A 14,202-nucleotide genomic window follows, 5' to 3' on the forward strand; every position below is an offset into this window, starting at 1 on the left:
TCCCCGTTGGTCACTCGCCGCGGCCCCGGCCCTTGCGCTGCTGCGCGGCCGAGTCGATGCGGCTCTGGAGCACCTCCGGCGAATCGCCCCGGCCGCCGCCCTTCTTGACCGCCTCGGCGGCCGCGGTCTTGCCGTCCGTCTGGAGCCGGTCCACGACCTTCCCCCACTGCCGCTGCTTCTTCTCCGCAACGTCCCCGGCAAGGTCGTCCCGCGCGCTGTTGTTGCCCCAAGGCTTCTTCACTATGCCCGCCTCCCACGTCGTGTTCGCTGACACGACATCGTAGATTTCCGAAGGGTCTACACCTCGTAAACCCAGCCCGGCTGCCAATTGACGCCGTCGGCAACCAACTGCTCCAACGGCGCCCGACTGCCGAACAGGTGCTCGAGGGACCAGCGGTTCGCCGAGTGCGCGACCACGAGCACCACCCGGTCGTCGCACCAACGCTTGAGGTCGGCAACGAACGACCGTGTCAGCTCGAGCACGTCGCCGTAGGACTGTCCGTCCGGAAACGGCGTAGCGACGCGCTCGACCCTCGGCTCGAGTGCGTCCCGCGGAGCACCGTTCAGTGCGCCGTAGTTGCACTCCCGCAACCGCCAGTCCAGGAAGTGACGCACGCCGAGCCCGGCCAGTTCCACCGTTTCTACGGCCCGCCGAAGATCTGAGCTGAACACCACGTCGACACCCCGCCGCCGCTCACCGAGCTCCCGCGCCTGCTGCCGCCCGGCCGCGGACAGCTCACCCGGCAGCCAGCCGGTCGCGATCCCGTTCTCGTTGTCGCCCGTGGTCGCGTGCGTCTCGTAAATCAGCTTCATAGCTCACAGTCAATCTCCCTTGGAGCTCATTACCGGCGGGTATATACTTAAGTTACTGACGAGTAAATCCATGTGGGGAGTCCTCCGTGAGCCACTACAAGTCGAATCTGCGGGACATCGAGTTCAACCTGCTCGAGGTTCTGGGCCGGGGCGACGTGCTCGGTCAGGGCCCGTACGCCGAGATGGACGTCGACACCGCCCGCGAGGTGCTCGCGGAGGTGGACCGGCTCGCCAAGCACGAGCTGGCCGAGTCCTTCGCCGAGGCCGACCGGAATCCGCCGGTCTTCGACCCCGAGGCCCACGAGGTCCGGATGCCGGAGGCGTTCAAGAAGAGCTACCACGCCTACATGGACGCCGAGTGGTTCAAGCTCGAACTGCCGGCCGAGCTGGGCGGCCAGCCGACCCCGCCGTCGCTGCGCTGGGCTGCCGCCGAGCTGGTGCTGGGCGCCAACCCGCCGGTCCACATGTACGCCGCCGGGCCGAACTTCGCGCACGTGCTGTGGCGGAACGGCACCGAGCGCGACAAGAAGATCGCGCACCACATCATCGAGCGCGGCTGGGGCGCGACCATGGTGCTGACCGAGCCGGATGCCGGCTCCGACGTCGGCGCAGGCCGGACCAAGGCCACGCTGCAGGACGACGGCTCCTGGCACATCGAGGGCGTGAAGCGCTTCATCACCTCGGGCGAGCACGACATGACCGAGAACATCGTCCACCTGGTCCTCGCCCGTCCGCAGGGCATCGAGGGTGTCGGCGGCCCGGGCACGAAGGGCCTCAGCCTGTTCGTGGTCCCGAAGCACCACTTCGACCTCGAGACCGGTGAGCTGACCGGCGAGCGCAACGGCGCCTTCGTCACGAACGTCGAGAAGAAGATGGGCATCAAGGTGTCCACGACCTGCGAGGTCACCTTCGGCGACGGCGTGCCGGCGAAGGGCTGGCTGCTCGGCGAGGTGCACGACGGCATCGCGCAGATGTTCCAGGTGATCGAGTACGCGCGGATGATGGTCGGCACCAAGGCGATCGCGACGCTGTCCACCGGCTACCTGAACGCGCTGGAGTACGCGAAGGAGCGGGTGCAGGGCGCCGACCTGACGCAGCCGGCCAAGGACGCGCCGCGGGTCACGATCACCCACCACCCCGACGTACGGCGTTCGCTGATGACGCAGAAGGCGTACGCCGAGGCGCTGCGGGCGCTCGTGCTGTTCACCGCGACGTATCAGGACCGGGCCGAGCAGGCGCGGTACGCCGGCGAGCACGACGACCTGGCCGAGCGGGTCAACGACCTGCTGCTGCCGCTGGTCAAGGGCTACGGCTCGGAGAAGTCCTGGACGCTGCTCGGCACCGAGTCGCTGCAGACGTTCGGCGGGTCCGGCTTCCTGCAGGACTACCCGATCGAGCAGTACGTGCGGGACGCGAAGATCGACACCCTCTACGAGGGCACGACCGCGATCCAGGGCCAGGACCTGTTCTTCCGCAAGATCATCAAGGACCAGGGCAAGGCGCTCGGCCACCTGGCCGAGCAGGTGCAGGCGTTCGTCGCCTCCGAGGCGGGCAACGGCCGGCTGAAGGAGGAGCGCGGACTGCTCGCGCAGGGTCTCGAGGACACCCAGAAGATCCTGGGCATCATGGGGCAGGCCCTGATGGCCGCCAACCCGCAGGCCGAGAACGGCGACCCGCGGAACGTCTACAAGGTCGGGCTGAACACCTCCCGGCTGCTGTTCGTCCTCGGCGACGTGGTCTGCTCGTGGCTGATGCTCCGCCAGGCCGAGGTCGCGCTGGAGAAGCTGGGCGGCGAGCTGTCCCCCGCCGACCAGGACTTCTACGCGGGCAAGCTGGCCGCGGCCCAGTGGTTCGTGCGGTCGACGATGCCGTCGGTGCGCGCCGAGCGGGTCAAGGCCGAGCTCACCGACCTCGACGTGATGGACCTGCCGGAGTCGGCGTTCTGACCCCTACTCCTCCGGCTCGGCCACTTGCGCGGGTCGAGCCGGAGGTTCGGGGCCGTCGGCAAGCACCGCGGCGAGGCCGGGGCATGAAATCGGCTGATCTGCCCCAGGTTGCCCCACGATCTGCCCTGTTGCGGAGCGTGCCGGTGTAGCAACGTTTCTGCCCTGAAACACCGTGACCCTGGCTCGGTCTCCCCTGTCCGGGCCAGGGTCGCGCCAACTTCTCCGGGGTGGAACCAGCCAATGCCGCCTTGCGTCCGTGTGAATGTGTTCAGCCCCGGTCGTCGTACGCTGTCCGCGATGTCCGTCCGATTCCTCGCCGCCCTGCTCGCGGCGCTCGCGTTCCTCCCGGCCCTCCCGGCCGCTGCGGAGACCCCGGAGCCGCCCGACCGGATCGCCGCCGCGTGGCGCACCGATCACCTGTTCGTCGACGAGCGGCTGCGGGCCGCTATCCCGGCGACCGAGGTGGACCGGATCCGGACCGCGATGCGCACCGCCGCCGTTCCCGTGTACGTCGCGATCACGCCGCGGACACCGGCCCTGCAGAAAATCCGGTACGACCTGCCGACCCTGCTGCACGCGCGGGTCGGGGCCCCCGGGCTGTATGTGGTGGCGGTCGTGGACGGCGACTACTGGTCGACCAACGCGGAGCTGTACCGGCAGGCCGGGCTCCGCGGACGGGACCTGACCAGCGTCCGGGGCGACGACAAACGGCGCCTCGACATCGTCTCGGACCGTCCGGCGCCGCAGATCGTCCGCACCATCCAGCAGGCGTCGACGGCGTTCGACGGCCGCGCGCTCCCCGCGGTCCCGGCGGGCGATCTGGAGCCGGAGCGCCCGCACCGCGGCCTCTCGGTGACCGACAAGTCGGACCGGGCCGTGTACGTCGGGCTCGGCGTCGGCGGGCTGCTCGGGTTGGTGCTGACACTGGTGATCGGGCTGCGGCGCCGCGGTGGATCCAAGCCGAGTCGTACGTCCCGGCCGGTCGACGCGCGCGACGTGGAGCTGCGAGCAGACGGGAAGATCACGCAGGCCGAGCGGGCCCTCGCGCGGCTGGACCGGCGCCGCAACAAGACGACGCAGCAACTGGACCGGCGCGACGACGCGTACCGCCGGCTCGACGCGGCCCGGGCGCTGCGCGCGGACACGACCGACGACGTCCTGGCCGCGGCCGGTGCGCTCGTGCTGGCCCGGCAGGCCGAGCGGATCGCGTCCGGTGCGGCGCTCGAGCCGCCGTGCTTCTTCGACCCGACGCACGCCCCCGGGACGGCGAAGGTCGACTGGTCGGACGAGGTCGAGGTGCCCGCGTGCCAGCCGTGCGCGAGCGCCGTACGGCGGAGGAAGACGCCGCGCGGCCTGCAGGTGCCGGCCAGGTCGGGACTGCTCGGGCACGACCGCAAGCAGGTGCCGTACTGGACGCTCGACCCGGAGGACAGCCCGATGGTCGCGACCGGCTTCGGCGCACTGTCCGACGACCTGGCCGAGCGGATCACGGCCCGGAAGGACGAGGTCCGATGAGGCGGCTACTCCTGTTGCTGGTGGCAACTGTGTGGCTGCTGACCGGGACCGCGTCAGCGGCCACGCCGGCGGACCCGCGGATCACCGCCGCGGTCGCGACCTGGGCGACGCAGCCGTTGTACGTCGACCCGGACTACAGCTCGGTCGCCGACCGCGCCGAGACGCTGCAGGTGATCTCAGGTGCGAAGGTGCCGGTGTTCGTGGCCGTCGTACCGTTCGGCGAGTGGTTCCCGGAGCAGGGCGACATCCCGATGCTGGCCGGCCGGCTGGCGGCCGCGAACGGCAAGCCGGGGCTGTACGTCGTGATGGACGGCGACCGGTCGTACGGCGCCGCGCACCAGCTCGGCGTGTACGCGCCGAGCTGGACCTACGCGGAGCGGGACGAGTCGCTGAGCAAACAGCTCTCGGAGTACCTCGACGGGGTGCGTGCGTCGAAGTACAGCACGCCGAAGCCGGCCCGGACCGCGCCGCTGCCGCCCGAACCGGAACGGACGTACCCGAAAGAGAAATTCACCGTCGGCAAGGCGATCGGCAACGGCCTCGGCGGCCTCGTCCTCGGCCTGATGGGCGGCGGCATCCTCGGTGGAATCGTACTGATCGTGGCGGCGCTGTCCCGCCCGCGACGACGGGAAGGACGCGCGTGAGAACCCGGTTCCTGCTGACGATTGTGGCGGCGGCGCTGACCCTGCTGGTCGCGGCTCCGGCCGAGGCCGGGCCGACCGGGACCCCCGCGGAGCGGGCGCGGGAGATCGCGACCGCGCTGCGCAAGGACCCGCTGTACATCGATCCGGCGTACAAGACCGCGCTGCCCGCCAACCTGCAGGCGGACGTGCGGGCGAAGGCGAAGGCACTCGGGTACCCGGTGTACACGGTGGTGCTGCCGCTGACGCCGAGCGACGAGTTCCAGGGCGAGGAGAGCACCGTGCTCACCCTCGTGATGGACGCGCTGCGGCAGCCGGGGCTGTACGTCGTGGTCGACGGTGGCAGCCGGTTCCCGTGGTACGAGGTGCGGGACGTGTCGCAGGTCAGCGAGGAGAAGCTGCAAGCGGCGCGGAAGCGTGCACTCGACGACGAGGGATACGACGCGGGGCCGACCGAGGTGCTGGCCCGGATGTACGAACTGCTCGCCCAGCCGGGGATCCCGAAGACCTCGCAGCGGCCCGGCAGCAGTACGCCGTCGCGCCGCGACTACGGCGAGCCGGGTGGCCACGGCTGGATCGTCGCGGTGTCGATCGTCGGCGGCCTCGTCGTACTGATCGGGCTCGGTCTCGTGATCGGGCGGACCCGGGGTTCGGGGCCGGGGCGGCAGAAGACGTTCCACATCCCGCCGCACGTCGCCGCGACGGTGGCGGCCGAGCGGCGTCGGCGGCTGACCCGGGAGACGGACGCGGAGCTCACCGCGCTCGGTTCGGAGCTGGCCGCGCTGCCGACGACCGAAGGCGCCGGGCTGGCGCACCAGCAGGCCGCGCTCGACGGGCACGCCGCCGCGGCGCGGGTCCTCGACTCGTCGCCCGACCTCGTCGACCTCGTCGGTGCCATGGTGCTGCTGGACAAGGCCCGACGTGAGTACGACGCTGCGGTCGCGGCTGCGGCCGGCCGGCGCGTGGACGCCGTACCGGACCTGTGTGCCTTCAACCCGCTGCACGGCCGGGCGTCCGGTCGGCCGACCAAGGTGGAGTCCGACGGGACGACGCTCACGCTGCCGCTGTGCGCCGAGTGCCGGCAGGCGTTGAAGCGCCACTCGGCGCCCGCGTCGCTGCCCGGTAAGGACGGGCCGTACTGGCACGACGACTCGCTTTGGGCCCGGACCTTCTTCGGCACCACCGGCGACGACCTGGCCGGGGCCGTCTCGCGCGGCGAGCTGCATCGGTGAGAGGGCTTCCCTGAGGGCGGTTCAGGGACGCGTCGGGGGATCTGCCGGATCCTCGGGCCGGACGCCGGAGCCTACTGTCGTTGCGACAACGTGGGTGGGCTCGAGAAGAGGCGGACGATGGCGGAGAACAAACAGCTCGGAGTGATCCTGCTGGTAGCGGCGGCCGGGCTGGCGTTCTGGCAGTTCGGGGACCGGGACTCCGACGACACGCACCGGATCGACGACAAGATCTCCACCGTCCAGCTCGCCGCCGGCAGCGCCGACGTCACGATCAAGGTCTCCGACGACGACACGACGTCGGTGCAGGAGCAGCGCAAGTTCTGGTTCTTCAAGCACGGCGACGCGTACTCCGTGAAGGACGGCGTCCTGAAGCTCGACGGCGACTGCGGCTGGCAGTGCACCGCCGACTTCGAGGTGACCGTGCCGCGCGGCACCAAGGTCACCGGCGAGAACGGCAGCGGCGACATCCAGATCGCCGGCGTGGCCGGGGTCGACGCGAAATCCCGCTCCGGCAAGGTCGAGCTGAGCGACGTCCAGGGCGACGTCACCCTCGACGTGACGTCCGGCGACGTCTCGGTCCACGACCTGACCGGCAAACTCGACGTCAAGGCCAACTCCGGCGACATCGAGGCGTCCGGCCTGAAGGGCGGCGCGGTGAACGTCGAAACCACGTCCGGCGACATCGAACTGGCCCTCACCGAATCCGCCGACGTGCACGCCAAGGGCACCAGCGGCGACATCGAGATCAGCGCTCCCAACGGCGACTACAACGTCACCGCCGAATCCAAGCACGGCGACGTCGAGAACAACCTGGGCAACAACTCCACCGCCTCCCACACCCTCACCGCCACCACCACCTCAGGCGACATCGAACTCCGCGCCGGCTGAGCAAGCCCACGCCTGCTAGGCGCTTCGGCGAAGGTAGTTACTCCGTGATGTCGCGGTGGTGTTCCTCGACGACGCGGTATTCCTCTTCTACCGCGGGGTCGATGGCGTTGGTTTCTACGCGGCGGCGGCGGTTGGTGATGTAGAAGGACAGCAGGATGCCTGCCAGGCCGGCGAGCAGCAGGATGTAGCCGACGACCTGCAGGTTCACGGCGTCCCAGGTGTCGCGGACGGCGAACGCGAACACGGCGCCGACCACCATCAAGAAGATCCCCACACCGATGCTCATCAGAGAGCCTCCCAGCGAGTAGCCCTTACTCCTTCGACGGTACCCGCTACCAAACGCAGTCTCACGCGCTCGCGCCGGAAAGAACCAGTTCGATTCTGGTCGGGCCGTCGGGAGTGACGCGGATCGGCACGCCCCAGTCCTGCCGGTGCATGTGGCAGGCGGGGAACTCCACCGCGGCGGAGTCGTCGCACGAAGCCGCCTGGACAGCCACGTGGAGGACCCCGGTCCCGGCGTGCGGGTCGATGACGAGGCGCCGTACGAGGTCGGTGGTGTCGCCGGCTCCTTCGCGCAGCAGGTTGTCCGGAGTGGAGGACACCAGCAGCCGCGTCGACGGGCCGTAGCGGTCGTCGAGCTTCTGGCCGGGCGGTGGGTTGAAGACGACCTCGAGTGTGACCTCTCCGGCGGCCACATCCATCGGCGGGCGCTGCGTCCGCGTGCTGAACTCGTCCGCAGTGGCCGAAGCGCCCAGCGGCACCCGGGTCAGGCGATGCGCCGCCGACTCGGCGACCAGCAGTTCGTTGCCCACGACAACAGAACCGCTCGGCTCGGCGAGGCCTGTCGCCATGGTCTCGACGGTCTCGGTCCGCGGGTCATAGCGACGTACGGCGCCGTTGTACGTGTCCGCGATCGCCACCGACCCGTCCGGCAGCACGGTCACGCCGAGCGGATGCTGCAGCAGGGCCTCGCTCGCCTTGCCGTCGCGCAGCCCGAAGTCGAACAGACCGGTGCCGACCGCGGTGTGGACCTCGGTGTCGATCCAGCGCAGCGCGGAGATCTCGGAGTCGGCCAGCCACAACCGTTCGCCGTCCGCCGCGAGCCCGCTCGTCTGCGCGAACCACGCCTCCTCGAGCGGACCGTCCTTCAGCCCTTCGTTCGTCGTACCCGCCGCGACCGCGGTCACCCCGGTGAACGGATCGAACGTCCACAGCTGGTGCACGCCGGCCATCGCGATCCACACCTTGCCGCCCCACCAGGCGACGTCCCACGGCGAGCTCAGTACGTCGGTCCCGTCGCCGTCCATCCACTGCTGACCGGTGCCGACCAGCGTGCGCACCTGATCGTCGGCGAGCGACACCCCGCGCAGCGCGTGGTTGACGGTGTCCGCGACCACCACGTCGTACCCGACCTCACCGGCCACGTCCGGCGGGAGCACCACGAGCCCGTTCGGCTCGGAGAAGCTCGCCTCGCCGACCGCGCCGTCCGCGAAGCCGCGGTGCCCCGTTCCGATCCGCCGTACGACGGTGGTGGCGTCGGCGGCGAGCTCGACAATGCTGTGGTTCCCGGCGTCCGCCACCAGGAATCCGTTGTCCAGCGCAACGACCTTCGCCGGGAAGCGGAGCTCGGTCGGCTCGGGCGTCGGCGCGACGTACGGCGACTGGCCGCGGGTGAGCGTGCCGGCCTGCTCGTGCTCGACGACCAGCTCGGCCAGCAGCGCGTCCAGGGCGTGCGCGTGCCCTTCACCGGAGTACTGCGCGACGATGTACCCGTTCGGATCCACCAGCACCAGGGTCGGCCAGGCCCGCGCGGTGTAGTTCTGCCAGGTGATCAGCTCCGGGTCGTCCAGCACCGGATGGCCGACCTCGTACCGCTCGACGGCAGCCCGGACCGCCGCCTCCTCACCCTCGTGCGCAAACTTCGGCGAATGCACGCCCACGATGACCAGCGCGTCCCCGTACTTCTCCTCCAACGGCCGCAACTCGTCGAGGACGTGCAGGCAGTTGATGCAGCAGAACGTCCAGAAGTCGAGCAGCAAAAACCGCCCCCGGAAGTCCGCGAGCGACAACTCCCGCCCACCCGTGTTCAACCATCCACGACCCCGCAGCTCCGGCGCACGCACATGCATGTCCCCATTGTCCGTCGCGGCTCAACCAACCCGACGAGCGGGTCAGCGCGGCAGGATCAGGGTGTCGGTGAGGAGTTTGGCGGTCTTTCGGAGGGTTGCCGGGGAGGACGACAGGTCGGTGGCGAGGGTGTAGGGGGTCAGGGTCTCGCCGGGGCCGACCAGGCGGTGGCGGTGGGCGAGGAGCCAGACGATGGCGCGGGGCCAGGTGGAGAGGCGGGCCTTGGCCAGCAGGTCGGGGGCGTCGCGGACCAGGCGCTCGGCGATGTCAAAGGCGTCCGGCGCATACGACGTACCGAGGGTTTCGCCGGCCATGAGCCAGGCGTGCGGCGCCAGGACCGAGAGGGTCGCGGCCTGGTGGTTGTCCAGGCCGCGGAGGTCGGGCTGGGGCGGGGAGCCCAGGCCGGCCAGCGCTCGGTAAGCGTCTTCCAGGTCGTTGGTGGCGTCGTCGAGGAAGACCCGCTCGCCCGGCTTCGAGCCGACCGGGTCGATCATCGCGGCGGCCTCCAGGGCGGGCTGCCAGACGTCGACGGCGTCGACCGCCTCGTCGACCGCGTCGAGGGGCAGGTGGGTCCGGTCGCCGGCGAACTCGAGCCAGGCCTTCACCACCACCGGCACCGCGTCGAAGTAGGTGCTGTCAGCAAGCACCTTGCGCGGCAGCCAGTGCGCGAGGAACAGCTCGACCAGGACGGCGCTGACCCGCAGCGGGCCGCCGACGGTGCTGTCGACCGCGTGGTCGATCCACAGCCGGGTGATGTCCCCGGCGTCGTCCGGCAGCTCCACGGCGAACCGCGAGTCGAGGAAGTCCTCGACCAGCTGGTCACGCTGCCGCGGCGTCAGCAGCGGGCGCACCGGCGGCCGGACCGGGCGCTCCGGGATCTGCGTCAACCGGTTCACCAGCAGGCCGGTGAAGAACTCGAAGTCCTCACTGACCGGCGGGTCGTCGAAGTCGCGGGTCTCGCCGAGCGCCTGCAGGATGATGCCGGCCGCGATCGGCGCCCGGACGGTCCGGATCGTCACCCGGCCGCCGCGCTCGTACGCCTCCAGGACGCGGTCGACCGGCGGGCCGACGAAGACGTCCTTGATGATCGCGCCGAGATTGTTGTCGATGAACACCACCACGGTGTGCGGATGCTGCTCGTCGTCGTAGTCGAGCACGACGCTCAGCCCGTCACCGGTGATGTCCTCGGACACGATCGCGCTGGTCAGCCGGAAACCGGCGATCCGGGTCACCCACTCGGGCACTTCGTCCTGGGTCCGCAGCCGGGAGACGTGGGCTCGTTGCAGCGGCAGCCGCCCGGCCGGGCCGACCGTCCGCGCGAGGCTGGTGAGCAGGACGAACGACTCGAGGTCACGGCGCTCGCCGAGCACCCGGGCCGCGTCGGCCCAGAAGAACCGCTCCACCTCACCGATCTCGTCCGGGCGCCCGGCCGGCCACAGCTGATCGGCCAGCATCGCCGCCGAACGCGCCACCGACGCCTCGGCGATCACCGGGTGCAGCGCGCTCGGCGCCGCGGCGAGGTCGAGGGTCAGCGTTTCCAGCAGCGTCTCCAGCACGGCGACGCTCGGCGTGGTGTCGACGTCGACACCCGCCGGGGGCACGTGCGGCTCGCCGGGCTCGGCGCCGACGAGCCGCAGATGGCTGCGTCGTCCGTCCCGTCCGCTCGGAGACTTGGTCACCTCCGTGAGATTACCGCCCGGTCCCACTCCCCCGCAGTCCCGTCCGCGCGCCCTGTGGATAACTGGCTGCCCCACACGAACGGAGGGTTGCTCACCGAGATTCCCGGTGGGCAACCCTCCAGGTTCAGCGGGCGACCGCGGCGTCAGCCCTTCAGGGCACCGGCCATCAGGCCGCCGATGAACCAGCGGCCGAGCACGATGTAGACGAGCAGCGTCGGGAACGAAGTGATCAACGCCCCCGCCATCGAGGCGGCGTAGTCGACCTTCTGGCCACCGGCCAGTGCGGCCAGGCCCAGGGTCACCGGGCCGTTCTGCTGCGTGGTGAGGAACAGCGCGAACAGGAAGTCGTTCCAGACCGAGGTGAACTGCCAAATCAGCGTCACCACGAACCCGGAGATCGAGATCGGCAGGATGATCCGGGCGTAGGTCTGGAGCAGCCCGGCGCCGTCCACCCGGGCCGACTCGATGATCTCGTTCGGCACGACGGTGGCGTAGTAGTTCCGGAAGATCAGCGTGCAGATCGGGATGCCGTAGATGCAGTGCGCGATGATCAGCGTCGGGATGCCCCGGGTGACGTCCAGCTCGGTGAACGTCGTCCGCAGCGGCAGCATCACCGCCTGGTAGGGGATGAACATCCCGAACAGGATGAACGCGAACACGATGTTCGCGCCCGGGAACCGCCAGCGGGCCAGCACGAACCCGTTCACGGACCCGATCATCGACGAGATGATCGCGGCCGGGATCGCCAAGGACAGCGACCGGACCATGTACGGCTGCAACACGTCCCAGGACTTGCGCCACGGCTCCAGCGTCCAGATCTCCGGCAGGTTCCACTGCGCGGCGGCCGTGGTGTCGGCGGACGTCTTGAAGCTGCCGACCACCACGACGTACACCGGGATCAGCACGAAAAGCAGGAACAGCAGCAGGATGACGTACTTGATCGTCCGGCTCAGCCGGGTCGTCCCGTCGGCGCCGGCCCGGGGCTTGTGGCGGATCGCGGTCGCGGTGGTGCCGGTAGCGGCATCGACGGCGGTCATTCGTTGCTCTCCTGCCGGACGGTGTACGCGACGTACGGGATGACGAGGACAGCGACGACCGCGAGCATCACGATCGCGATCGCGGCCGCCTTGGCCTGGTCGCCGCGCAGCAAGGTGTTCCACATCAGGATCGAAGGCACCTCGGTACGGAACTGGTTCGGCCCGGTGATCGCGTAGATCAGGTCGAACAGCTTCAGCGACATGTGCCCGAGGATGATCAGCGCCGACAGGGCGATCGGCGACAACTGCGGGAACAGCACGTGCCGGTAGAGCTTGAACTCCGAGGCGCCGTCGACCCGTGCCGCCTCGCGCAACTCCGGCGGGATCCCCCGGAACCCGGCCAGGAACAGCGCCATGATGTACCCGGACAGCTGCCAGACCGCCGGCAGGGCGATGGCGGCCATCGTCGTCCATCTGCTCCCGGCGGTCCACCAGGCGTTCTCCAGGAAATGCAGCTGGAGGATCTCGAACAACCGGTTCAGGCCGCGGGCGTCGTCACCCTGGGACGGGTTCAGCAACCAGCCCCAGACGACACCCGAGGCGATCATCGAGATCGCCATCGGGAACAGGAAGACCGACCGGAACACTCCCTCGCCGCTGACACCCTTCTCCAGCAGCAGCGCCCAGATCAGACCGAAGACCAGCGTGCCCACGATGAACAGCACCGTGAGCACGCCGAGGTTCTTCAGCGAGTTGAGGAACCGGTCCTCGTGAAACAGGTTCGTGTAGTTCTCGAACCCGACGTAGTCGACCGAGCCCCCTCTACGCGCGGTGTGCCGATCGGTCAGCGAGGTGTTGAACGTCCACGCGATCAGCCCGTACACGAAGTACCCGAGCAGCAGCACCGTCGGCAGTAGCACCAGGGCTCCAGGACCCCAGGTGCGAATTCTTCCGTGCATGCTCAGCTCACCGCCCGGGAACCGGTCCGCAACTCGTTCCGCATCAGCTCGTCTTCATCGCGTTGCCGAGCGCCGTCTGCAGCTTGGCGACGTCCGGGCTGCCGCTGAACTGGCTGAGCGCGGACAGGATGTCGTTGTTCTGTCCCGCCGTGCAGGCCGCACCGTGGGCGCAGGACGGCACGATCTTGTCCTGCTTCCAGTCGGCCATCGCGCTCTGCTGGTACTTCGGGTAGTCGGCCGGGTTGGCGTCCGAGCGGGCCGGGATCGAGCCCTTCTTGGTGTTGAACGCCTTCTGGCCGTCGGCCGAGCCGGTGACCTTCAGCCAGCACTTCGCGCCGTCCGGGTTCTGCCCGTTGGTCGGCAGGGTGAAGGAGTCGGCGAGGAACTGGAAGTTGCCGGCGGTGCCCGGTGCCGGCCAGTAGGTGTACGCCGTGTCCGGGACCTTGTCGGCGAGCTGCTGCGCGGCGACCCAGTCACCCATCAGCGTGTAGCCGGCCTGACCCTTGTTCACGTAGCCCAGCGCGTCCGCCCAGTCGATCGCCTCGCGGTCGCTGTTGCTGAAGGTGAGCAGCGTCTTGTACTTGTTCAGCGCCGCGGTCACGTCGCCACCGGCCCAGTCGGTCTTGCCGTCCCACAGGCCCTTGAACTTGTCCGGGCCGAGCTCGGCGAGCAGCACGGCCTCGACCAGCATCTCCTGGGCGAAACCCTTCGAGAGGCCCAGCGGCGCCTTCACGCCGGCGGCCTTCAGCTTGTTCAGGTCGGCGATCCACGCGTCCACGGAGGCCGGGGCCTTGGTGGCGTCGATGTTCGCCTTCTTCAGCACCGTCGGGTTGGCCCAGACCACGTTCGCCCGGTGGATGTTCGCCGGGATCGAGTAGATCTTGCCGTCCACGGTCAGGTTGTCGAGCAGGTTCTGCGGGAACGCCTTGTCGAGCCCGAAGTCCTTGTACAACTGGCTGACGTCGTCGACCTGTCCGGCGTTGATGTAGTCCTTCAGCTCCGCACCGGCGTGCGCCTGGAACGTCGACGGCGGCTTGCCTGCCTGCAGATCGTTCGCCAGCACCTGCTTCGCGTTCGCACCGGCGCCACCGGCCACCGCCGAGTTCACGAACTTGTAGTCCTTGCACTCGGTGTTGAACACCGAGACCAGGCCGTCCAGACCGGCCTTCTCACCACCGTCGGCCCACCAGGTGAAGACGGTGACGTCCTTGTTCGCCGACGAGTTGCTGTCACCGCTGCTGTTGTCGCTGTTCCCGCAGGCGCTCACCGCGAGAAGACCCGCCGCGCCCACCAGCGCCAGGGTCTTGCTCAGACCACCACGCATGATTCACTCTCCGATCAGTTGATGGAGCCGCCTGTGACAACGATGCCCCCTTGACGGCCCAACTGTGGTCACGCGGCAGCCCGGGTGTCAACGTTCCGCGC

Annotated in this window: 13 protein-coding genes; 5 read left to right on the forward strand and 8 right to left on the reverse strand. The window is 69.5% G+C overall.

Features of this window, described 5'->3' with window-relative positions:
- Positions 1–10: 10 nt before the first annotated feature.
- Together AB0L64_RS00205 and AB0L64_RS00210 are read right to left on the reverse strand one after the other, a co-directional pair.
- On the reverse strand, positions 11–241 hold the full coding sequence (locus AB0L64_RS00205; RefSeq protein ID WP_363706120.1) for a hypothetical protein: 231 nt from the start codon (positions 239–241) through the stop codon (positions 11–13).
- 56 nt (positions 242–297) lie between these two features.
- Entirely contained in the window at positions 298–813 is a 516-nt protein-coding gene (locus tag AB0L64_RS00210; RefSeq protein ID WP_363706122.1) for a histidine phosphatase family protein, read from the reverse strand.
- Between the two features lie 86 nt (positions 814–899).
- Here AB0L64_RS00210 and AB0L64_RS00215 point away from each other — a divergent pair, with 86 nt between their 5' ends.
- From AB0L64_RS00215 to AB0L64_RS00235, 5 genes are all read left to right on the forward strand, one after another.
- Positions 900–2,759 carry an acyl-CoA dehydrogenase gene (locus AB0L64_RS00215; protein WP_363706124.1) on the forward strand — a complete coding sequence of 620 codons (1,860 nt, stop codon included), beginning with the start codon at positions 900–902 and terminating at the stop codon, positions 2,757–2,759.
- Between the two features lie 297 nt (positions 2,760–3,056).
- Positions 3,057–4,274: a hypothetical protein gene (locus AB0L64_RS00220; RefSeq protein ID WP_363706126.1), complete on the forward strand. Its 1,218-nt coding sequence runs from the start codon at positions 3,057–3,059 to the stop codon at positions 4,272–4,274.
- Positions 4,271–4,918, forward strand: a complete 648-nt coding sequence (locus AB0L64_RS00225) for a hypothetical protein (protein ID WP_363706128.1) — start codon at positions 4,271–4,273, stop codon at positions 4,916–4,918. Before AB0L64_RS00220 ends, AB0L64_RS00225 begins: the two co-directional genes overlap by 4 nt.
- A complete protein-coding gene (locus AB0L64_RS00230) occupies positions 4,915–6,147 on the forward strand; it encodes a hypothetical protein (protein WP_363706130.1) in 1,233 nt (410 codons plus the stop codon). The genes AB0L64_RS00225 and AB0L64_RS00230 overlap by 4 nt, the downstream gene beginning before the upstream one ends.
- Positions 6,148–6,264: 117 nt before the next feature.
- Complete coding sequence (locus tag AB0L64_RS00235; RefSeq protein ID WP_363706132.1) at positions 6,265–7,035, forward strand: DUF4097 family beta strand repeat-containing protein; 771 nt, start codon at positions 6,265–6,267, stop codon at positions 7,033–7,035.
- 37 nt (positions 7,036–7,072) lie between these two features.
- Here AB0L64_RS00235 and AB0L64_RS00240 read toward each other — a convergent pair whose 3' ends face one another.
- The 6 genes from AB0L64_RS00240 to AB0L64_RS00265 form a co-directional block, all read right to left on the reverse strand.
- Positions 7,073–7,321, reverse strand: coding sequence for a DUF6458 family protein (locus tag AB0L64_RS00240; protein WP_363706134.1), 249 nt, complete (start codon positions 7,319–7,321; stop codon positions 7,073–7,075).
- Between the two features lie 61 nt (positions 7,322–7,382).
- Positions 7,383–9,164: an NHL domain-containing thioredoxin family protein gene (locus tag AB0L64_RS00245; RefSeq protein WP_363706136.1), complete on the reverse strand. Its 1,782-nt coding sequence runs from the start codon at positions 9,162–9,164 to the stop codon at positions 7,383–7,385.
- Between the two features lie 42 nt (positions 9,165–9,206).
- Complete coding sequence (locus tag AB0L64_RS00250) at positions 9,207–10,841, reverse strand: hypothetical protein (protein ID WP_363706138.1); 1,635 nt, start codon at positions 10,839–10,841, stop codon at positions 9,207–9,209.
- Between the two features lie 143 nt (positions 10,842–10,984).
- Complete coding sequence (locus AB0L64_RS00255) at positions 10,985–11,878, reverse strand: carbohydrate ABC transporter permease (RefSeq protein WP_363706140.1); 894 nt, start codon at positions 11,876–11,878, stop codon at positions 10,985–10,987.
- A complete protein-coding gene (locus AB0L64_RS00260; protein ID WP_363706142.1) occupies positions 11,875–12,777 on the reverse strand; it encodes a sugar ABC transporter permease in 903 nt (300 codons plus the stop codon). The genes AB0L64_RS00255 and AB0L64_RS00260 overlap by 4 nt, the downstream gene beginning before the upstream one ends.
- Positions 12,778–12,820: 43 nt before the next feature.
- A complete protein-coding gene (locus AB0L64_RS00265) occupies positions 12,821–14,101 on the reverse strand; it encodes an ABC transporter substrate-binding protein (RefSeq protein ID WP_363706144.1) in 1,281 nt (426 codons plus the stop codon).
- Between the last annotated feature and the right edge of the window lie 101 nt (positions 14,102–14,202).

It is taken from the genome of Kribbella sp. NPDC051936 (assembly GCF_040680955.1).
Taxonomy (GTDB): domain Bacteria; phylum Actinomycetota; class Actinomycetes; order Propionibacteriales; family Kribbellaceae; genus Kribbella.